23 protein-coding genes, 1 tRNA gene and 1 pseudogene are annotated in these 21156 nt (G+C 53.5%); 22 read left to right on the top strand and 3 right to left on the bottom strand.

Features of this window, described 5'->3' with window-relative positions; all coding sequences use genetic code 11:
• Positions 1-41: 41 nt before the first annotated feature.
• The 4 genes from ABC395_RS26255 (at position 42) to ABC395_RS26240 (ending at position 1640) form a co-directional block, all read left to right on the top strand.
• Positions 42-293 carry a putative Se/S carrier protein gene (locus ABC395_RS26255; protein ID WP_413006641.1) on the top strand — a complete coding sequence of 84 codons (252 nt, stop codon included), beginning with the start codon at positions 42-44 and terminating at the stop codon, positions 291-293.
• A gap of 13 nt (positions 294-306) precedes the next feature.
• A complete protein-coding gene (locus tag ABC395_RS26250) occupies positions 307-1230 on the top strand; it encodes a mechanosensitive ion channel family protein (RefSeq protein WP_413006640.1) in 924 nt (307 codons plus the stop codon).
• A gap of 4 nt (positions 1231-1234) precedes the next feature.
• On the top strand, positions 1235-1471 hold the full coding sequence (locus ABC395_RS26245) for a DUF951 domain-containing protein (protein WP_413006639.1): 237 nt from the start codon (positions 1235-1237) through the stop codon (positions 1469-1471).
• A 78-nt stretch (positions 1472-1549) separates the two neighbouring features.
• Positions 1550-1640, top strand: a tRNA-Ser gene (locus ABC395_RS26240).
• Positions 1641-1887: 247 nt separating this feature from the next.
• Here ABC395_RS26240 and ABC395_RS26235 read toward each other — a convergent pair.
• Both ABC395_RS26235 and ABC395_RS26230 read right to left on the bottom strand, forming a co-directional pair.
• Positions 1888-2169 carry a hypothetical protein gene (locus ABC395_RS26235; protein ID WP_413006638.1) on the bottom strand — a complete coding sequence of 94 codons (282 nt, stop codon included), beginning with the start codon at positions 2167-2169 and terminating at the stop codon, positions 1888-1890.
• A gap of 17 nt (positions 2170-2186) precedes the next feature.
• Positions 2187-2369: a YjzC family protein gene (locus tag ABC395_RS26230; RefSeq protein ID WP_009673434.1), complete on the bottom strand. Its 183-nt coding sequence runs from the start codon at positions 2367-2369 to the stop codon at positions 2187-2189.
• 246 nt (positions 2370-2615) lie between these two features.
• Between ABC395_RS26230 and rpsF the strand changes: the two genes are divergently transcribed.
• From rpsF to ABC395_RS26145, 17 genes and pseudogenes are all read left to right on the top strand, one after another.
• Positions 2616-2903: a 30S ribosomal protein S6 gene (rpsF, locus tag ABC395_RS26225; protein WP_413006637.1), complete on the top strand. Its 288-nt coding sequence runs from the start codon at positions 2616-2618 to the stop codon at positions 2901-2903.
• 38 nt (positions 2904-2941) lie between these two features.
• The gene (ssb, locus tag ABC395_RS26220; protein ID WP_413006636.1) at positions 2942-3424 is read left to right on the top strand and encodes a single-stranded DNA-binding protein; all 483 of its coding nucleotides are present in this window, start codon (positions 2942-2944) and stop codon (positions 3422-3424) included.
• Between the two features lie 19 nt (positions 3425-3443).
• Positions 3444-3752 (top strand): 30S ribosomal protein S18, encoded by a 309-nt coding sequence (gene rpsR, locus ABC395_RS26215; RefSeq protein WP_082211313.1) that lies wholly within the window; start codon positions 3444-3446, stop codon positions 3750-3752.
• Between the two features lie 777 nt (positions 3753-4529).
• Positions 4530-4841: a MazG-like family protein gene (locus ABC395_RS26210; RefSeq protein ID WP_413006635.1), complete on the top strand. Its 312-nt coding sequence runs from the start codon at positions 4530-4532 to the stop codon at positions 4839-4841.
• Between the two features lie 5 nt (positions 4842-4846).
• Positions 4847-5770, top strand: coding sequence for a DUF2232 domain-containing protein (locus ABC395_RS26205; RefSeq protein WP_413006634.1), 924 nt, complete (start codon positions 4847-4849; stop codon positions 5768-5770).
• A 17-nt stretch (positions 5771-5787) separates the two neighbouring features.
• Positions 5788-7755, top strand: a complete 1968-nt coding sequence (locus tag ABC395_RS26200; protein WP_413006633.1) for a DHH family phosphoesterase — start codon at positions 5788-5790, stop codon at positions 7753-7755.
• The gene (gene rplI, locus ABC395_RS26195; RefSeq protein ID WP_413006632.1) at positions 7752-8195 is read left to right on the top strand and encodes a 50S ribosomal protein L9; all 444 of its coding nucleotides are present in this window, start codon (positions 7752-7754) and stop codon (positions 8193-8195) included. Before ABC395_RS26200 ends, rplI begins: the two co-directional genes overlap by 4 nt.
• Before the next feature lie 65 nt (positions 8196-8260).
• Positions 8261-9616, top strand: coding sequence for a replicative DNA helicase (gene dnaB / locus ABC395_RS26190; RefSeq protein ID WP_103995364.1), 1356 nt, complete (start codon positions 8261-8263; stop codon positions 9614-9616).
• Between the two features lie 150 nt (positions 9617-9766).
• Positions 9767-11054 (top strand): annotated as a pseudogene (locus tag ABC395_RS26185) (adenylosuccinate synthase).
• 293 nt (positions 11055-11347) lie between these two features.
• Positions 11348-12085: a hypothetical protein gene (locus ABC395_RS26180; RefSeq protein WP_413006631.1), complete on the top strand. Its 738-nt coding sequence runs from the start codon at positions 11348-11350 to the stop codon at positions 12083-12085.
• 206 nt (positions 12086-12291) lie between these two features.
• A complete protein-coding gene (locus ABC395_RS26175) occupies positions 12292-13428 on the top strand; it encodes a G5 domain-containing protein (protein WP_413006630.1) in 1137 nt (378 codons plus the stop codon).
• Entirely contained in the window at positions 13349-13807 is a 459-nt protein-coding gene (locus tag ABC395_RS26170; RefSeq protein WP_413006629.1) for a M23 family metallopeptidase, read from the top strand. The genes ABC395_RS26175 and ABC395_RS26170 overlap by 80 nt, the downstream gene beginning before the upstream one ends.
• Positions 13808-13953: 146 nt before the next feature.
• A complete protein-coding gene (gene yycF, locus ABC395_RS26165) occupies positions 13954-14688 on the top strand; it encodes a response regulator YycF (protein WP_103995368.1) in 735 nt (244 codons plus the stop codon).
• 1 nt (position 14689) lies between these two features.
• Positions 14690-16522 (top strand): cell wall metabolism sensor histidine kinase WalK, encoded by a 1833-nt coding sequence (walK, locus tag ABC395_RS26160; RefSeq protein ID WP_413006628.1) that lies wholly within the window; start codon positions 14690-14692, stop codon positions 16520-16522.
• Positions 16519-17805, top strand: a complete 1287-nt coding sequence (locus ABC395_RS26155; protein WP_413006627.1) for a YycH family regulatory protein — start codon at positions 16519-16521, stop codon at positions 17803-17805. The genes walK and ABC395_RS26155 overlap by 4 nt, the downstream gene beginning before the upstream one ends.
• Before the next feature lie 114 nt (positions 17806-17919).
• Entirely contained in the window at positions 17920-18684 is a 765-nt protein-coding gene (gene yycI / locus ABC395_RS26150) for a two-component system regulatory protein YycI (protein WP_413006626.1), read from the top strand.
• Between the two features lie 44 nt (positions 18685-18728).
• Entirely contained in the window at positions 18729-19535 is an 807-nt protein-coding gene (locus tag ABC395_RS26145; RefSeq protein ID WP_413006625.1) for an MBL fold metallo-hydrolase, read from the top strand.
• On the opposite strand, the gene ABC395_RS26140 is transcribed toward ABC395_RS26145, so the two are convergent.
• Positions 19504-19716 (bottom strand): hypothetical protein, encoded by a 213-nt coding sequence (locus ABC395_RS26140; protein ID WP_413006624.1) that lies wholly within the window; start codon positions 19714-19716, stop codon positions 19504-19506. The genes ABC395_RS26145 and ABC395_RS26140 overlap by 32 nt on opposite strands.
• Positions 19717-19898: 182 nt before the next feature.
• Here ABC395_RS26140 and ABC395_RS26135 point away from each other — a divergent pair, with 182 nt between their 5' ends.
• Positions 19899-21137 carry a S1C family serine protease gene (locus ABC395_RS26135; RefSeq protein WP_413006623.1) on the top strand — a complete coding sequence of 413 codons (1239 nt, stop codon included), beginning with the start codon at positions 19899-19901 and terminating at the stop codon, positions 21135-21137.
• The last annotated feature ends 19 nt before the right edge of the window (positions 21138-21156 follow it).

Raw genomic sequence — 21156 nt, 5'->3', positions numbered from 1 at the left:
TAGTCGATAGAGAAGAAACTAGAGTGAAGAGAGGGATGAGAATGGAGGAGTGGCTGCTCATTGCATTCGACTCAACCCAGCAGGCGCTGCGGGCCGAAATGCTCCTCGAGTACGCGGATATCGAAATCGATCTGTGCCCGACTCCCAAAGGTGTAACGGCAGGCTGTTCGCTTTCCATTCAATTTCCGGCGGAGGACTATACGGAAGTGCAGCGGATCATCGAGACGGAGCAGGTCGAAATCAGAGGCATTTATTTCAAAAAAGAATCCGAATATGTTAGGATGGAAAAGTAAGGGCGGTGACAAAATGACTAACATGGGAAATAGACTGGCTGCCATTACGGGACTGAAAAATCCTGAAGAAACGGTGACCCATTTCGTGGATGATATCAAAAAATATTTGCTGGATTCCCAGCAGCTGATCAAGTACGGGGCTACGATCGTTGAAATTATCGTCATATACGTGCTCTCGCGTTTAATTATTAAAGTGGCCGACAAGCTAGTTAACCGGATGATGGAAACGAGGGAGAAGAGCCCTCTTAAGTTCGATCCGAGACGTACGGCTACAATCGGCAAACTTATTCACAATATCATTTCTTATGTAGTCAACTTTATAACCATTCTGCTTATTCTGGCCCAAGTAGGCATTAATCTGGGACCTATTCTCGCCGGAGCGGGTGTGCTCGGACTGGCGATCGGTTTCGGAGCCCAAAGCTTGGTGAAGGATGTCATAACGGGTTTTTTCATCATTTTCGAGGATCAGTTTGCCGTAGGCGATGTTATTCAAGTCGATACGTTCCGTGGAACCGTGGAACAAATCGGCATCCGGGTAACACGGCTTCGCAGCTGGACAGGGGAAGTTCACTTTATTCCGAACGGGAATATCAAGCAGGTTACGAACTATTCGATTAACAATTCGCTGGCGATCGTCGATATTTCGATTGCTTATGAATCGGATATCGATAAAACGATGGAGGTTCTGCAAAAAACCGTAGACCGGATGGCGGAAGGCAACGAAGATATCGTAAGCGAACCGAAGGTACTCGGTGTCCAGTCTATGGGGAATTCGGAGATTGTGCTGCGGATAACAGCGGAGTGCAAACCGAATATGCAGGTAGATGTGCAGCGTAAAATGTTCGCGGAAGTGAAAAAGCAGCTGGACGCGCACGGAATCGAGATTCCGTACCCGAAAACCGTGACCTATTTCAAAGGGGAAAGGGGAGCCATGTAGCCCTATGGAAAAGAAACACTACGAACTCGGGGATATCGTGCAGATGAAAAAACAGCATCCCTGCGGAACGAACGAAATGGAAATTATTCGTATGGGCATGGACATCCGGATCAAATGCGTAGGCTGTAAACACAGCGTGCTGGTGCCGCGCGCGAAGTTCGAAAGCAAGCTGAAGAAGGTGCTCCGGTCCTCGGCTGACAAGGGAGCGGAACCATCGGAAAACGGAGTGTCGGGATCCTGACGCTCCTTTTTTTCTTGCCGAATTTCCCTCTTGCGGACTAACCACAGCTTGTGCTACAATAAAAAATGTTCTCGATACGGAAAGGTACCCAAGAGGCCCAAGGGGGCTGACTCGAAATCAGCTAGGCGGCGCAAGCCGTGCGTGGGTTCGAATCCCACTCTTTCCGCCATAACTTTACCTATGATAACCTCCCGCTTCGTTATGAAGCAGGAGGTTTTTGCATTTAAATCTCAAGGCAGTTCGGCTTATGGTCTTGCCGGGCAGGCCAAAGGTTCGTTTGCGTAGCGATTAAATTCATGCGATCTACAACACCGGAGCTCCCAGCGCGCGGTGCTCAGCGTCACATGGCGGTGGTCACACACCGATCATGGACAGACGCTGCGATACTGCGCGGCGGTTGGTTTGAGCCACGGTCTTCAGGCCGCCCCGCCGGGGCGTCCCTGCCGTTCTTTCCGCACAACGGAAAAACGGTCGATGATGTAACCGACAAGTGCCCAGGAAGCTACCGTGAGCACGTAGATGACGAACATTTTACCCATGGAGATTTCGTAGACGTTCGTGAACATGGGAGCAAACCAGGCAGGCACGCTGAGGGAGTAAAAGAGCAGATACAGCGAGTCCCGGTCATGGCCGAAATAATGAATCAGACAAAGTAAAAGACCGAAAATCGTCGCATACAGCGTGAAGGATTTCTTCATAAAGGCAGAGCCCCTTTTCAGTGGTACAGCCGCTTCCATTTGCGGTTGTGATTTTTGGTGTCGGGAAACGAGTCACCTTTTTTCAAGTGGACGATTTCCGGGTTGTTAATTCCCATATGAAAGGCGTTCTCGCCGATTTCGATGTAACGGCCTTCGTTGGGTGCCTTGTCGCCAGGCACGAACTGCGTCTTTTCACCCATCTTTTTCACCCCCAGGCTTTTGAATTACGGAATTAGTATGTCCGCCGCTCAGGAATAGCATGTGCCGCGCAGGAAGTCCGCCGGCAAGCAGACATTGGCAGTTCCGGAGTTTGGACAGGTTATGACTTGTAATGGGGAAAGCAATCTGCTATAGTATTTAGGTGCGAGTTTTGTAATTCAATTAATTCTCGCTCCTTGCTCCCGATCAGAATTGGGAGCCGCTTAGTCCAAAAGGAGGTGACAAGCATGCGTAAATACGAAGTGATGTATATCATTCGTACAGACATTGAACAAGAACAAGTTCAATCTACTGTAGAGAAGTTCCAAGGCATTATCACCAACGGTGGTGGCGAAATTACAAAGCACGACCTGATGGGTAAACGTCGCCTTGCGTACGAGATCAACAAGTTCCGTGACGGACACTATGTGCTCGTACATTTCAACGCAGAACCTGCAGTTGTAGCAGAGCTTGATCGTGTAATGAAGATTTCCGACGAAGTCATTCGCTACCTGATCGTTAAAGACGTAGCCTAATCGGCGTGTTAAGTAAGGAAGCATCGGAGGGATGAACGTTGTTAAACCGTGTAATTCTTATCGGCAGACTAACAAGAGATCCTGAGCTGCGTTACACACCTGCGGGTGTGGCCGTAACCCAATTTACACTGGCGGTGGATCGGCCGTTCGTAAGTTCGCAATCGAAGGAACGGGAAGCCGATTTCATACCTGTCGTGACTTGGAGACAGCTTGCGGAAACTTGCGCCAACTATCTTCGCAAAGGCCGTTTGGCGGCAGTGGAAGGACGTATGCAGGTACGCTCGTACGACAACAACGAGGGACGTAAAGTTTACGTGACCGAAGTTATTGCCGATAATGTGCGCTTCCTGGAATCCGCAAATTCCGCAAACCGTGAAGAGGGTTCATACTCCGGCGGTTCAGGCGGTGGATATGGCGGCGGCGGAAACGGCAGCGGCCGAAATACGCGGGATCAACAGCAGGATCCTTTCCTCGACGACGGGAAACCGATCGACATATCCGATGATGATTTGCCATTCTAAGTAGAAAGGACTGACTCAAATGAGCGAACAACAAACAAGCAGCCGTCCGCAACGTTCGGAAGGCGGTGATCGTCCGGAGCGTTCGGAGCGCAAGTTTACTCCACGCCGCGGTAAAGGCGGTAAGCGCCGTAAAGTTTGCTACTTCACAGCAAACAAGATCACTCATATCGATTACAAAGATATCGAGACCCTTAAGAAATTTATCTCCGAAAGAGGTAAAATCTTGCCTCGTCGTGTAACAGGTACTTCCGCGAAGTATCAGCGTATGCTGACAACAGCAATCAAGCGCTCGCGCACAATTGCTTTGCTTCCATACACTACGGAGTAGTTTGTATAGAGAAGAAGACAGCCGGTTCTGCCGGTTGTCTTTTTTTTATTGCCAAGGAAGTTGAGGAAAGCGAAATAAAAAGGATCAAAAAGGATCAAAACAGGAAGCCGGAGAAAAATCTCCGGTTTTTTTATGCTCCTGATAGCAGAAATTCTGTGGATAACCGCTGGAGTTAGACAGTCCACAGGAACTTTTATAGAATGGAGATAGGACTTGGGGACATGTGGAAAACACGGTGACTGAATCCGGACGGAAAGTTATGCACATGTGGATAGAAAACGGACGAAAGTTATCTACAAATCGGAGAGTGGCAGGTGATTTGAAAAATCAGTAAGTAAAACGCCGATCATTACGTATGGAGAAAAGGATGCGACGGCTGGTATCTCCACAAAGCAGGCGAAACGATTATTCACGAACGAACGCCCCGAACGAGCGAGGATAGATTTGCATGAGTGCGTAGCCCGTTCTTTCTCATTTTAACGGGGCAGGTTGTGATGGAGACAGCGGTGTATGGCAGGAGCTAGGCCAACATGATGACCTTAAAATTCCGCCGCGTTCCCCCGAATCATATCCATAACCGTTCGCATGATGCCGAGGAGTTTCTAGTTATCTCCAAACCGGGTACTAAAGGAGACCGAATCCGCAGGAAAGGCTGAAGCTGACTGAAATTTAAGGTGTCCGGAGCACGTGGAGGACCAAGTTCAGGAAACACAGCTGGAGCTGTTTTGTGGTATAATCGTGTATAAAGCTTGTAAGGGATAAGGGGAGGAGCGGGCATTGTCCAATCGGGAAAGAGAGGTTGATCTCGCGAAGCGGGTCAAGGTCATTGAATGGCTCAAAACCGAGGTTGTCGATCAGGTAGCACGTTTGTTGAAAGGGATATGGGAGGGCAATCAGGCTAAAATTACGGATGGCCTTGCCAGTCTGATTTCCAGCGTGTATATACTTGGCCGCCGGCTTGGGGTCTCTTTTCGAAGTTTAGATGAAGCAATCATGGATAAAATGAAAAAGCATAGAGAAGAAGGTCACCAGCTCGAGGATTGGTATGGAGATATCTCGGCACTGGAAGATCATCTTCGTAAGAGGTGAACGCGTTGACAAAGAAAAATTTGCAGTTCATCGGATGGGGTCTGCTGTATATACTCTTTCTGTTATCTTTTATGACGTCCTATTTAGTGATTACGGCCAGTTTTCTCATGATTCCGGTCTTGATTCTGTTCGTGAAGCTGGACGCCAAACGGTTTACGGCTTTTTATCTGGGAATACTCCTGGTTGTCAATTTACTGCTCGGATGGACGGGATTCGTCGTCCTGGCCATTTCATTATTCCTGCTGCCGCCGGTTATCGTAATCGGCACGCTTTATAAGAAGAAGGCGCCCGCACATTTGGTTATCACGTACGGTACGCTTACTTTTCTGGCCGAAATGCTGCTTACGCTCGTGATCGGGTTCCTGTTCAACTTGAATTTCATCAAGAAATTCAAAACGGTCATGCTGGATTATTTGAACAACATGCAGCCGGCCGTAAAGGGCATGCTGCCGACCCAGGGCGACATGCAGTGGTATGTGGATGTGCTCGTACAAATCATTCCGCTGGATATGATTCTGTTCTCGCTCTACTTCATCGGAGTTACTCATCTGATCGGACGCCGCCTGCTTAACCGCATGGGAGAGGACATTCCCGGCATGCCGCCTGTAAGAGAGTGGAAGCTGCCGAAAGCGTTCGTCTGGATTTACCTCATCGCGTTCGCGGCGGATATGCTGTTCGTCTCGGCGACCAATTCGCTGATGTCGGCTCTGCTTATCAATCTGCTGCCGCTGCTTATGTTCGCGTTCGCCGTCCAAGCAATTTCGTTTCTTGCGTTCGTGGCCCATTATAAAGGTTGGGGTAAACTGCTGCCGGTGGCCGGCACGATTCTTCTGGTCGTGTTTATGCCGTTTTTGCTTGTGCTCTACAGTTTACTCGGCGTGTTCGATGTGGCTTTTCCGTTACGGGAAAGGCTCTTCAAATCTAGATAAGGGTCAGGGGAGAATAAATGCCGAAATTCTTGTCGAAACGATGGCATGGACAACACATGGTATGGACGTTTGCGCTGCTTGGCGCTTTAACGATCGTACTGTTTCTGTATGAATGGGTATTGGGTGTCGCTGCTCTGCTGGCCTCGGGACTTGTGCTTTACTTCTCGTGGAAGGCGGAGAGTGCTTTTCGTCACGATTTGAATGCTTATCTGGGCACCATCACGCACCGGGTTAAAAAATCCGCCGGCGATGTGATATCGGAGCTTCCGATCGGCATGATTCTATATAATGAAGAAAAAGAAATCGAATGGCATAATCCGTTCGTCGCCAAGCTCGCCAAAAAGGACTCCGTAATCGGGGATTCCCTGGAGGAAGTGTTTCCAAACTGGAAGCCGGGCAAGGAGAAGGAAAAGGAAGAGACGTACGAAATCGAGCAGGACGGCCAGGTGTACAAACTCTGGCACCGTCCCGACGAGCGTCTTCTGTATATCCGCGATGTGACGGATTACGTCCGGCTCGTTCAGAAGCATGACGAGGAAAAAATCGCGATCGGGATCGTCCTGATGGATAACCTGGATGAAGTCACCCAGGGAATGGACGATCAGACGCGGAGTATCATGCTCGCCCGGGTAACCGGTGAAATCACGGAGTGGGCTCACCGGTACGGAGTCTATCTGCGCAGGACCGCATCCGACCGTTTTCTGATTCTGATGAATCAGAAGGCGCTGCGCGAGCTGGAGCAGAACCGGTTCGACATCCTAGATGAAGTGCGCGATCTCACGATGGAATACAAGCTGCCGTTGACGGTCAGCGTGGGGATCGCTTCCGGCATCGAGGAGCTTGAGGAGCTCGGCCGGGTCGCTCAGACGAGCCTGGACATGTCTCTGGGCCGCGGAGGCGACCAGGTGACCGTCAAGGCGGGCCAGCGCATCTCGTTCTACGGAGGGCGTACCAACGCCGTAGAGAAGCGTACACGCGTGCGTGCCCGCGTGATCTCTCATGCGCTGAGAGATCTGATCAAGGAAAGCGACAAGGTCATCATCATGGGACACCGCTTTCCGGATATGGACTCCATCGGCGCGGCAATCGGCCTGCTGAAGGCCGTGCAGATCAGCAACAAGGAAGGCTACATTGTGCTGGAAGGCATCAATCCTTCGATCGAGAAGCTGATGGCGATGATCGAAGAGGACGAGAAGCTGAACCGGTGGTTCATCACACCGGCGCAGGCGATGCAGATCACGACGCAGCGGACGCTGGCCGTCGTGCTGGATACGCACCGGGCTTCGATGGTCGCCGAGCCGAAACTGTTCAACCTGACACACCGTGTCATGGTCGTGGATCATCACCGCCGCAGCGAAGAGTTTTTCCACGACGCCGTGCTCGTGTACATGGAGCCTTACGCGTCGTCGACCTGCGAGCTGGTCACGGAGCTGCTCCAGTACTTCAACGAGAAGATGTCGCTGGACGCGCTGGAGGCTACCGTGCTGCTGGCCGGAATCGTGGTCGACACGAAGCAGTTCAGTCTCCGCACGGGCTCGCGCACGTTCGAAGCGGCTTCTTTCCTGAGGCGGAACGGGGCGGACCCGACCCTCATCCAGAAGATGCTGAAGGAAGATCTTCAATCGTATATCGAGAAAGCCGAGATTATGAGACATACGGAAATGATGTATGATCATATCGCTCTGGCGGTCGGCGAACAGAATCACAAATATTCTCAGTTGATGATCGCCCAGGTGGCTGATACCTTATTAAATATGACCGGCGTTTTCGCCTCCTTCGTCATCTGTGAACGGCCGGACGGTTTAACCGGCATCAGCGCACGCTCGCTCGGCGCGATGAACGTTCAAATCGTGATGGAACGGATGGGCGGCGGCGGCCACCTGACGAACGCAGCGACCCAGCTTGAGCTGAATCCGCAGGAAGCGGCGGCGAAGCTGAAACAAATATTGCAAGAGATAGAGGAAGAGGAGGGGCTTTTCGAATGAAAGTCGTATTTCTGAAGGACGTTAAAGGGCAAGGCAAAAAAGGGGAAATCAAAGAGGTATCCGAAGGTTACGCAACGAACTTCCTGATCCCCCGCGGACTGGCCGCGGCAGGAACGAACGGGGCGGTTAAACAGGTGGACCAGCAGAAGAAAGCCGAACAGAAGCGCAAGGATCAAGAGAAAGAAGACGCGGAAGTTCTGGCCGGCAAGCTGAACGAAACGACCGTGACCATCAAAACGAAAGCCGGTGAAGGCGGCCGTTTATTCGGCGCTATTACAAGCAAGCAGATCGCGGAGCAATTGGAGAAAGCCGGCCATAAAATCGATAAACGCAAAATTCTACTGAACGATCCTATCCGTTCTCTGGGCGTAACGAAAGTGCCCGTTAAGCTGCATACGGAAGTAACGGCTACGATCAGCGTACAAGTATCGGAAGAATAGACGGTGTTATTATTCCTTCTAAGATTGGACAGGATAGAAACTAACAATAGAACAGGTGAAGCTTCATGAACGAAGAAATGTTCATGGGACGTGTTCTGCCGCAAAATATAGAAGCCGAACAGGCCGTTCTCGGCGCCATCCTCCTGGACAGCGACTCGCTGATCACGGCGATGGAGCGGATGAGCCCGGACGATTTCTACCGTCCGGCCCATCAGCACATCTTCGAAGCGATGATCGAGCTGGCGGAGGAAGACGAGCCGGTCGATCTCGTGACGCTGACCGCCCGGCTGCAGAACAAGCAGCAGCTGGAGGAAATCGGCGGAGTCGCCTATTTGTCGGAGCTGGCCAACGCCGTACCGACGGCAGCGAACATCGACTACTACGGGCAAATCGTAGAAGAGAAATCGCTGCTCCGCAGACTCATCCGGACGGCTTCGCAGATCGTCTCGGACGGCTACGCGAGCGCCGACGATGTGGGCATGATGCTCAACGATGCGGAAGCCCGCATTCTCGAAATCTCGCAGCGCCGGGCTTCCAACGGCTTTATCTCCATCCGGGACGTTCTGATGGAAGTCTTCGAACGGGTGGAGTTTCTTTATTCCCATAAAGGCGGCTCCACCGGGATTCCGTCGGGCTTCAACGATCTCGACAAAATGACGTCGGGCTTCCAGCGCTCCGACTTGATCATCGTGGCGGCCCGTCCTTCCGTAGGTAAGACGGCTTTCGCTCTTAACATCGCACAGAATGTCGGTGTCAGGGCGAAGGAAACCGTCGCGATCTTCTCGCTCGAGATGGGCGCCGCGCAGCTTGTGCAGCGTATGATCTGCGCGGAGGCCAACGTGGACGCCACCCGGCTCAGATCGGGTTTCCTCGAAGGCGACGACTGGGAGAAGCTGACGATGGCGATCGGTTCGCTTTCCGAAGCGGATATTTACATCGACGATTCGCCTTCCGTCACGGTAGCGGATATCCGGGCGAAGTGCCGCCGGCTCAAGCAGGAGAAGGGTCTCGGCATGATCCTGATCGACTACCTGCAGCTTATCCAGGGCAGGGGCAAGGGAGACAACCGTCAGCAGGAAGTCTCCGAGATCTCCCGTACGCTGAAACAGATCGCGCGTGAGCTCAACGTGCCGGTTATCGCGCTCTCCCAGCTCAGCCGGGGTGTGGAGCAGCGTCAGGACAAGCGTCCGATGATGTCCGACCTTCGGGAATCCGGTTCGATCGAGCAGGATGCCGACATCGTGGCGTTCCTCTACCGGGACGATTACTACGACAAGGAATCCGAGAAAAAGAACATTATCGAGATCATTATCGCCAAGCAGCGTAACGGCCCGGTCGGCACGGTAGAACTGGCGTTTCTCAAAAACTTTAATAAATTCGTCAACATGGATCGCGCCCATCAGGAGATGCCGACAGGTTGACTGGAATATCCGAACAATCATACTAGAGATAGTATGATTGTTCGCGTTTTATTGACTTTGCTTCATGCGGTCTGCTACACTAAAGTGGTGTGTTAAAGAAGTAAGCAAAATGAGTGGCGATACAGATTCGCCTAACGGAGGTAATACAGAATGTCAACAGTGGTTGTAGTCGGAACCCAATGGGGAGACGAAGGGAAAGGGAAAATCACGGACTATTTGGCGGAGTCCGCGGAAGTGGTCGCCCGCTACCAAGGCGGCAACAATGCCGGCCACACCATTCTGATCGGAGGCAAGAAGTACAAGCTGACGATGATACCGTCCGGTATTTTCAATCACGATAAAATGTGTGTCATCGGAAACGGCATGGTCATCAATCCGGCTGCTCTGGTAGACGAACTTCAATATATCCGCGATAACGGGTTTTCCGTAGACAACCTGAAAATCAGCGACCGCGCCCATGTGATTATGCCTTATCATCTGCTTCTGGACGAGCTGGAAGAAGACCGCAAAGGCGCCAACAAAATCGGCACGACCCGCAAAGGCATCGGCCCTTGCTACATGGACAAAGCGGCGCGCAACGGTATCCGCATTGCGGACCTGATGGATGCGGCAGAGTTCGAACGCAAGCTCCGCCATATCGTCGAAGACAAGAACACGCTGCTGAAGCAGGTGTACGGACGCGACGGTCTGGATGCGGACGCGATCCTGAAAGAATACCTGGGCTACGCCGAGCAGCTCCCGCATGTTCGTAACGGACACGTCCGTGGTTCTGAACGATGCGATTGACGCCGGCAAGCGCGTGCTGTTCGAAGGCGCGCAGGGCGTTATGCTCGACATCGACCAAGGCACCTACCCGTTCGTGACGTCGTCCAATCCGACGGCCGGCGGCGTATGCATCGGTTCCGGCGTAGGCCCGACGAAGATCAATCAGATCATCGGCGTGGCGAAAGCGTACACGACCCGTGTCGGCGACGGTCCTTTCCCGACGGAGCTGAACGACGCCATCGGCGATCAAATCCGCGAAACGGGCCACGAGTACGGCACCGTAACCGGACGTCCGCGCCGCGTCGGCTGGTTCGACAGCGTCGTAGTCCGTCACGCCCGCCGCGTGAGCGGCATTACCGGCCTGTCCCTGAACTCCATCGACGTGCTGACGGGCCTGGAAACCGTGAAGATTTGTACGGGCTACAAATACAGAGGCGAGATCATTGAGCACTATCCGGCGAGTCTTAACATGCTGTCCGAGTGCGAAGCGGTATACGAAGAGCTTCCGGGCTGGAGCGAAGACGTCTCCAACGCGAAATCGCTCAGCGACCTGCCGGAAAATGCGCGTCATTACCTGGAGCGCGTTTCCCAGCTGACGGGTATTCCGCTGGCGATCTTCTCTGTCGGCCGCAACCGTGAGCAGACAAACCTGGTCCGCCCGGTTTACGCGTAACGAATCTTGAAGAGGCCGTATTCAGACGGCCCTCTCCTAATCATCGACCCTAAGACCTCCCGCATCCGGACTTGCTTCCGGCGGCCCGGGGGGTCTTTTTTATTGCCCGGAGGAAAGAAATCGCAAGGGAACGGGTGGTCATCTTCATGTGACGCCAAACCGCGTTCAAGCTGCGGACTGGAAGTTCTCCGGTATTTTTTGGGGAATAGCGGGTTGATCCGGGTCTAAACCGTCAATACTGGCTTATAGAGAAACCAGTATAAACGAGAAGTTTCAAGGCGGTGGATGAACCTATGAAATGGTTGGGACGGTTAGGCAGGTGGGCGGCGGGTGCGGCTGTGATGTCTTTTTTGTCCATTTTTACGACGTATGTAATTGTGACCACAATGGTAGATGAGGTGCTCAAGCAGTTTCAGCTGCCTCCGATAGGGAATAAGCTTTCCTTTTCGCAGATCACCGGGAAGCTGGGTGAGCAGCTCGGGTTAGGGGCGATAGGCAGGGGAGGAACGGTAAACGAGCGGGTAGAACGCATTGCGGCCTCCTCATCGAAGCCCAGTCCAAGCCCTAGCCCGGCGCCAAGCCCGACCCCTTCCACTACCCCCGGGGGAGCGGAAAAGCCCGTGACGGGCAGTCTGGACGGCTCAGGCACGCCCTCACCGTCCTCTTCATCGGTGCAGGGAGGCGTTTCCTCGCCGGAGCCGAGCGGTATGCCGGATGCCGTCGCCGTAATGGGCGAGCTGAAGGAAGGCCAGGTATCCCCCGATCCGAAGAATGCACAGAAGCGGGACGTCGTTATGTCGACGGATGACTTCTCCAAGAAGAAGGACGCTCTGTCGAGCGGCGACAAGCAGAAAATTTTCTCCATTCTTGTCGCGAAGCTGCCTCCCGAAGAAGTTCAGAAACTCTCCGCCATGGTGGAGGACGGCATTACAGCCGAGGAGCTGAAGGAAGTGGACGGCAAGCTTAAAAAATACCTGAATCCGGCCGAATATGAACAACTTTCGGGGATTTTGAAAAAATATGGGGGCTGATTCGGCCCTTTTGAATTCCTTTTACCCCTGATATTTGAGCTTCTTCCAGACCGTTCCTAATAGTGGAAACCCCCCGTTTTCTTGAAACCGCAAGAGAAGGTGTGTTAAATTATTAAGGGAGTTTTACGCGTTGGTAGAGTCGGAGACGATAGGCTGGGCCTGTTATTCTCTTGCCACGTGAAGAAACAACGGATAAGGAGAAGGATATGAAAGGTTTTAAAGCGGTAGATTGGGCCAGGAAGTTGTGGAATCAAAGCCGGGCTCAGTGGCAAAGCTTGACCGGGAATAAAGCGGAACCTTCCACCGAACTTGCGGCAAGTCAGTCAGGGCGGGGAAAGTGGTTCTTCCTATATAGCGTCAGTTCCATTGCAATAGTCGGATTTCTAACCGTCAGCGGTCAGCAGTATGTCAAAGCGAATCTCGCGGATATTTACCCGGTCAAAGTCGGTCAGGAGACACTCGGTTATATCAGTTCGAAGGAAGTTTTGCAGGAGTACAAACAAGAGCGTGAAGAAAAGCTGGAAAAGCAGTATCCGGACGTACATATGGCATTACCCGACATCGAAGAACCCAAACCGGAGAAAGCTTTTATGAAAAAAACGGACGATAGGAAGGTGCTTGCGCTGCTTGACGAGAAGCTCAAGCCCGTCGCATCCGGTGTAGAACTGGTTATCGAAGGCAAAACGTACGCGATCGTCAAAGATCAGGCCACGGCGGACCGTGTGCTGGCGGAGATCAAAAAGCCTTTCGAACAGAAGGAAAAGGAAAGCAAGGTCGCCGTTCTGTCGGCGGACGGCAGTCCGTCTGCGGCTCCGGCTACGGTCGAGAAGGTTGAATTCGTCCAGCAGGTCAAAACGGAGGAAGCCGTCGATATCCGGCCTCAGGATGTGATGAAGCCCGAGGAGCTGATCGCCAAGATCAAGACGGGCGGTGTACAGCCGACGAAATATACGGTTGTAGCAGGAGACTGCGTAGGCTGTATCGCCCAGAAGCTGAACATTCCGAAACAGGTGATTTACGACAAGAATCCATGGATTCATGACGATATGATCCGCGAAGGCGATGTGCTTGACCTTACGGTCATTCAGCCGGCCCTGTCCGTCAAGACGGTCGAGAAGATGGTAGAGAACCAGGAAGTCCACTTCGAAACGGAAGTCGAGACGGACCCGACGATGAAAGAAGGCATCGTGGAGACGATCTCTCCGGGCAAGAACGGATTGAAGCAGGTCACGTATGAGCTGACGAAGATCAACGGCCAGTCTGATGGACGAGAAAATCGTCGGAGAAGACATCGTCGAGCAGCCGGTTACGGAGAAAGTAAGAAAAGGCACCAAGGTTGTTAAAGGAGAAGGTACAGGGACATTCGCATGGCCCGTTCTTTCCCAATCTATTACCTCCACGTTCGGCACGCGCTGGGGCAAGATGCACAAAGGCATTGACATTGTAGGCAATCACACGATCATGGCGGCGGACAACGGGAAAGTGGTGTCGGCCGGGTATAAATCGGATTACGGCAATTATGTTCTTATCGATCATATGAACGGGTACGAAACGATGTATGCCCACATGAGCAAAGTGGAAACGACTGCCGGCACGATTGTGGAAAAAGGAGAGAAGATCGGGATTATGGGAAGCACGGGCGACTCGACCGGTGTTCATCTTCATTTCGAAGTTCACAAAGGCGGCAGCCTGGAAAATCCGCTGAAATATCTGAACCGGTAAATCAGGCGAAACGCCTATTCATAGACGCAAGTTTTTTTAAGAGAGATGTGGCCTCCCGGGCGGGGGGCCATGTCTCTTTTTGCGTACAGGTATGTTACAATAAAAGGGTATGGTTTTCTAGGTGAAGGACAGGTGATGAGTGAAACATGTTCGGCACAAATGGCAAAATACTCGTGGTCGACGATGAACAACCGATTGCAGATATATTGAAGTTTAACTTGGAAAAAGAGGGCTACCAGGTCGTCTGCGCCTATGACGGCGGAGCGGCGGTAGAGCTGGCTTTTTCGGAGCGGCCGGATCTTATTCTTCTCGATCTGATGCTGCCGGTCAAAGACGGCATGGATGTATGCAGGGAAATCCGCGCCAAGCTCAATACGCCCATCATTATGCTGACGGCCAAGGACACGGAGCTGGATAAAGTGCTCGGTCTGGAGATGGGTGCGGACGATTATGTGACGAAGCCTTTCGGCAACAGGGAACTGCTTGCCCGCGTCAAGGCGCACCTGCGCCGCCAGAGCAAGTCCGTACCGGCCGGACAAGCCGAGCCCGAACCTGCGGAGGCGAACGGAATCCGGCTTCACGGGCTTTTTATCGACAGCGACATGTATGTCGTCTACCGGGACAACGAGCCCTTGGATTTGACCCACCGGGAGTTCGAGCTGATCCACTATATGGCGAAGCATCCCGGCAAGGTGATGACGCGCGAGCATCTGCTCCAGGCCGTATGGGGCTATGATTATTACGGCGATGTCCGGACGGTGGACGTGACGATACGGCGACTGCGGGAGAAGCTGGAGGCCGATCCGAGCAAACCGGAGTATATCGTGACCCGGCGGGGGCTCGGTTACATGATGCGGGGAACGAAAAACGGAGGCTTCTAAGATGAAGGTGATCCGGTTTTTTCAATCCATCCAGGCGAAGCTTATTATTATTTACGTCCTGCTGATCCTGATCGCCATGCAGCTGATCGCCGCTTATTTCTATCAAACGCTCGACAGCCATTATAAAAACGAATTCCGCGATTCCATTAACAGTCAGGCGACGCTGATAGCGGGGCTTGTGGAAACCCAGTATTTGAACGAGCCGAGAAACAGCGATACGAAGAACTTGTCGGAAGAGCTGACTTACTTCGTCAACAGCCTGTTTGCGCCGGGAAATACGGAAATACAGATTATCGATGCCGGCGGGGTCGTGCTCAGCACGTCGCTGGAAGCGAATAAACAGATCGTGAATCAGAAAACGACGAAGACGGAAGTGACCCGCGCCCTTCAGGGAATCCGGGATAACGACCGCATGTTCACGGACGTGGACAATACGCGCAAGTTCGCGACGGCGAAGCCGATCGGCAGCGGCGTCCGTGTGCTGGGCGCGGTATATATCGTCTCCTCGATGGAGGATCTGTACAAAACGATGTCCAGCATCAACCGGATTCTTATCGTGGCGACGCTGATCGCGCTTGCTTTTACGGCGGGGCTGGGCGTTATTCTGTCCGGCACGATCACTAAGCCGATCAAGGAGATTACCCAGCAGGCGACGGCCGCCGCCGAAGGGAATTTCGACCAGAGCGTGAAAGTGTACGGCAAGGATGAGATCAGCCAGCTCGGCCATACGTTCAACTTCATGATGAACCGGCTCAAGGAAGCCATCTTCATCAATGAGGAAGAGAAGGAGAAGCTGGCCTCGATTCTGACGAATATGAACGACGGGGTGGTCGCCACCGACGAAGCGGGGCAGATCATCCTCATGAACCGCCGGGCGATGCAGATCCTCCAGGTGAAGGAGGAGCATTCCGCACAGCGGCACATTTCGGAGCTGCTGGGCCTTACCCGCGAGGAAATCGACCAGTACGTGCACGGCGAGCGCAACACGACCCTGATCGATGTGCCGCTGCCGGATGACGAGGACGTGCAGACCGTGCGGGTCACGTTCACGACGATTCACCGCAGGGGCGACGGCGTAACCGGAGCGATTGCGGTGCTCCAGGACGTCACGGAGCAGGAGAAGCTCGAGCAGTCGCGCCGGGAGTTCGTCGCGAACGTGTCCCACGAGCTGCGGACGCCGCTGACGACGATCAAGAGCTACCTCGAAGCGCTGGAGGACGGCGCGATGGAAGACAAGCAGCTCGCTCCGCGCTTCCTGAGCGTGACGCGCAACGAAACCGAGCGGATGATCCGGCTCGTGACGGATCTGCTCCACTTGTCGCGCCTGGATTCGAAGCAGGCGCTGCTCACGAAGGAGCGGACCGACATCGCCGACATGCTGGAGGAGGTAGCGGACCGCTTCTCCTTCCAGCTGCGGCAGAAGAGCATCCGAATCCGCATCGTGGCGGAGCCGGGAATCCGTCCGGTGGCGCTGGATCGCGACAAGATCGACCAGGTGCTGGACAACCTGGTCTCCAACGCGATCAAATATACGCCGGACGAAGGGGCCATCACCATCTATGCCCGGATGGCGGAGGGAAATCAGCTCGAAATCTCGGTGCAGGATACGGGCATCGGGATTCCGAAGAAGGACCAGCCGCGCATTTTCGACCGGTTCTACCGGGTCGATAAGGCGCGTTCCCGCAACATGGGCGGCACCGGCCTCGGGCTCTCGATTGCCCGGGAAATAGTAAAAGCCCATGGCGGCGCCATGTCACTGGAGTCCGAGCCGGGGACCGGCACGAAAGTCACCTTTATGCTGCCGGTCCTGCCGGAGGAGGAGAACGCGTCATGATAGAGAAGCTGAAGTCGGTCACGCTGACCGTACTGATTCTGCTGAGCCTGCTGCTCAGCTATCTGCTGGCGTACAGCACACCGAATTACGAGCCGCTGCCTCCTTCCGAATACATTTCCAGCGAACTGGAAGGAACGAAGGCGAAACTGGAAGACCTGCTGTTCCCGGATCAGATTGTGCTACATTTCGGCAATCAGCAGCATACGGTTCTTTATCCGGATTCGACGTCGTACTCGACCATTTTCGAAAGCGTCAAGCAGCGCAAAATGGAACGCTTCCGCAAAGTTACCTTGAATCAGGAGCGGACAAACTGGGACGAAATCCGTGAGAAACAGGAAGGCGTCGAAGTACGCTTCCGCGACGGTCTTCCGCTGAGCGTGCTGCAAAATACGTTTCAGATCAAAGGGGATCTGCCGGACGACACGGAGTTGATTACCCGGATCTGGATCTTCGCCAGCAGCGATAAAAAATCCGCCGAGACATATTTGTTCACGGATTCCGCGAGCACGGCTTTCGAAGTGCTAGGGGCCGATTTTACGGCCAAGGATGTAGAGAACTTTACGGCGATTGCCGGCACTAATCCTCCGTATACGGCGGCGTCCGGCGGAGAGTTTTATTTGCCGGTTAACCCGATACCGGTGAATTCCTATGATTTCGGCTACAAGGAATTTCCCACGGAGCAGCTGAAAAGCAGCCTTTTCGCCGATCCTTCCCTGACAAGAAATCTGAAAGACCGGGACGGCTCGCAGATTTATACGGACGCGAAGCGGGGACTGCAGATCAACCAGGAAAAGAAGTGGATGAAATATACCGATCCGCTCGCGGTAACGGACAGCAAGAACAGCATCAAGGAAAACCTCGATGCGGGGGTTCAGTTTATTAACCAGCACGGCGGCTGGAACGGGACCTACACGATCAGCAAACCGCAGCAGCAGCACGCTTTTTCGAATCAGATGTTTGTGTTCCGGCAGGTGTATGACGCGTTCCCGATTCTGACCGAACAGAAGGAAGGCTACGGGGCCATTCATATTACCCTGCAAAAAGGAGTCGTCTCCAACTACGAACGCTCCGTCGTTTATTCCGATTTGAAAATTACGGGCCAGCTGAAAACCGAGCTGATCGGCGGTGAAGCGCTGAACGCGAAGATTACGAATCATCCGAAGCGCTACAACATCGTGAACGTGTTCCCGGCTTACCGCCCGACGCTTGGCGTCAAAACCGTCAATTTGTCCCCCGTGTGGGCGATTGAGTTTAAAGACGGGACTTACGAGTTTTTCCGCTAAGTTTACGAGGAGCTTTTAGGAGCTTTTAGATCTTTGGATCTTTTGGATCATGCAGACAGGACGAGGACGTTTACGCGGGCATGTATTATTTTTGCGGGAAGGGAGGCTGCGCAGTTGAACTGGGGAAGAGCCAAAACCATTCTGATTCTTTCGTTTTTCTTTCTGAATGTGGTGCTGGGTTATCTCGTATGGACGGGAAAAGCGAAACAGACCGAGCTGGCGACGGATATGACCGGCGTGCTGGAGGAGACGAACAAGCTTTTGAAGGGAAAAAGCATTCAGCTCAGCCACGAGCTGCCCAAGGAAGCGCCGAAGCTTAAGGAGATCACGTTTAAGTTCGTGGAATCTTACCAGCCTAACGTGATCGTCAAGCTGCAGTACCCGTTCAAAATCGCCAGCCTCCTGAACCGGATTTCTCCGAAGGACGATTTTCCGAAAACCGATATTCCCAAACTGGACGCGTACAAGCACGACCCGATACTCAGCAAGAAAGGGATGTACGTGCTGAACCAGATGTACAACGATTATCCGATGTTCGACGTTCAATTAAAGCTCTATGAAACCGATGCACAAATTACCAGTTACCGGCAGGCGTATGTTGAAGTAGAATCAGGTGGAGAGGACAAGGAGCAGAAGGTTATTCCGGCTTATATTGCGGTGCGCAGTCTGGTTGAGAAGTTTCTGCTCGACGGTTCGGTGATTACGGATGTAAGGCTCGGCTATCATGGACAGCTGTTTGATTCCCAGACGCAGTATATGGTGCCGAATTGGCGCGTTACGATTAACAACGGCGATATTTATTATGTGCATGCTTTTAACGGGGCGGTTGAAATGCAGCCGGCCTCGGCGGAAGATGCGAATACGGATACTAAAAAGTAATCCTGCCTTCGGGACGGGATTTTACGATAGAGGAGTTAACGCTTATGGGGTTACGATTTACGGTGCTCTCCAGCGGATCGACGGGCAATGCGACCGTCATCTGCGACGGGGAAACGAAGCTGCTGGTAGACGCGGGACTGAGCGCCCGGAGAGTCGAACAGCTCATGAAGGAACGCGAGGTCGGCGGGGATCAGATCGATGCGATTCTGGTGACCCACGAGCATTCCGACCATATCAAGGGCCTGGGGGCCATTGCGCGGAAATATAACCTTCCCGTCTATGCCAATACCAAGACTTGGGAAGCTCTTGATAAGCATATCGGGACGATAGCGGAGCCGAACCGGAGGATTATGGAGACGGGCACGGAAGAGTACTTCGGTAACATCCGGGTCGAGTCTTACGGCATTTCCCACGACGCGGCGGAGCCGGTCGGGTACTGCTTCCACTGCGGCGGCCAAAAGCTTGCCATGGCGACGGATCTGGGCTATATGAGTACCAAGGTCAAAGACGTCATCGGGGACTCGGACGCCATTATTCTGGAAGCGAATCACGACATCGAGATGCTGCGGATGGGACGTTACCCGTGGAACATCAAACGCCGGATTTTGAGCGATCTCGGCCACTTGTCCAACGAAGCGGCCGGAGAAGCGCTGCTGGATATTATGACGGCCCGTACGAGAGCCGTGTACATGGCGCATTTAAGCCAAAATCATAACATGATGGATTTAGCCAGGCTTACGCTGAATAGTGTATTAGAAGACCGGGGCGTCTCCCTCAAGGAGCGCAATATCCGGCTGATGGACACGTATTTTGACCGTCCTACGAAATGGGAGGAGCTGGGTACGGATTGAAGCTGCTGTCAAGCTTGTCCATCCGGCTCTGAAGCTCCTGCGTGGTCAGAACGCCTTTGTCGATCAGAACGTCGATGAGAGCGGTAAGAATGAGCGAATTGCGGTAGTGATCCTCTTTGAGATCGGCAAGCTTGCCGATGAGCTGGACTTCATCCAGGTGGGTGCGGATACGGTTGTTCATGGAGAGTAGCTCCTTTACGGATTAGTGGGCTTGGGCTTCGTTGATCTAGCATTCTTATAAAATCATTTACTATTATTGTAGGCGGTTCCGTCCGGAAACATTCCTGATTTCTCCGTAATTTTACGAAAATGAAGTGCAGCATGTGTACAATAATCCGCCGATAGAGCGAGAGGTGTGATCGCGTGAGTTTGTTCGATGACGATTTCTATTCTACGAAGCAGCGCAAGGATCGGCGGAGGCAGGAAGATGGGGGCTGGTCGAGGGGAAAGGCTTTCACCTCGGGCAACCGCCCTTCAGCGGGCTTGAGAGGGCTTACAGACCCTCGCAGCCGCACGGTGTGGCTGGCAGGAGGTGCGGGAGCCGCTGTCATGCTGGTCGTCGTTCTGCTCGTGCAGGCGCTGGCCGGCACCGGCAGCGCGAAGCCTGCGGCCTTGTCCGCCCAGCAGATGGAGGACTCCTACAACAATGCTGTCGTTCAGGCCGCGGAGCGGGTGAAGCTGGCCATCGTCAGCATCGTCAATCTGCAGCCGAATGATAAGAACGAACTCAAGCAGACGGGCATCGGGTCCGGCATCGTGTTCGAGAAGAACGGCTCGAAGGTAAGAATCGTCACGAACTACCACGTGGTGGACGGCGGCAAGCAGTTCGAGGTCTACACGGCATCCGGCGAGAAGAAGAAAGCCGAGCTGCTCGGCAAGGACCGGATCACGGATCTGGCCGTGCTGGAGACGGACGCGTCAAATCTGACGTCCATCGCGGAATTCGGCGACTCCGGCAGCCTGAAAGCCGGGGAAACCGTCATCGCGCTCGGCAATCCGCTGGGACTCGGCTTCTCGCCGACCGTCACCAAGGGCATCGTCTCGTCGCCCAAAAGATCCATCCCGATCTCGTTCGCCATGGACGGCCAGTACGATTGGGAGATGGAGCTGATCCAGACGGACGCCTCCATTAACCAAGGCAACAGCGGCGGCGCGCTCGTGAACCTGAACGGCCAGGTCGTCGGCATTAACTCGCTGAAAATCTCCGACATGGGCGTGGAGGGCCTGGGCTTCGCCATCCCGATCAAGGATGCGGAACCCGTGATCCGGTCGCTGATTGACCATCACAAAGTCATCCGCCCGCTGATGGGCGTGTCGACTCAGGAGCTGCAGCTGTTCCAGGGGACGGAAGAGCTTAAGCTTCCCGCGGACGTGAAAAGCGGACTGATCGTCATCGAAGCTTCGGGACCGGCCAAGAGCGCGGGCCTCAAAAGCGAGGATGTGATCGTGGCCCTCAACGGGAAGAAGATCGAGACGACCGTGCAGCTTCGAAAATTTTTGTATAACGAAAGCAAGATAGGGGATAAAATTGAAGTTGCGTATTACCGCGAAGGAAAGAAGCAGAAGACCGAGCTGACGCTTGCCGAAGCGGGAGAGAATTAAGGGAAGAAGGGGCCGAGCA

It is taken from the genome of Paenibacillus canaveralius (genome assembly GCF_047238265.1).
Taxonomy (GTDB): Bacteria; Bacillota; Bacilli; order Paenibacillales; family NBRC-103111; genus Paenibacillus_F.
Note: the sequence above shows the minus strand (reverse complement) of the source record. Positions and strands in the feature narration are given on the sequence as shown.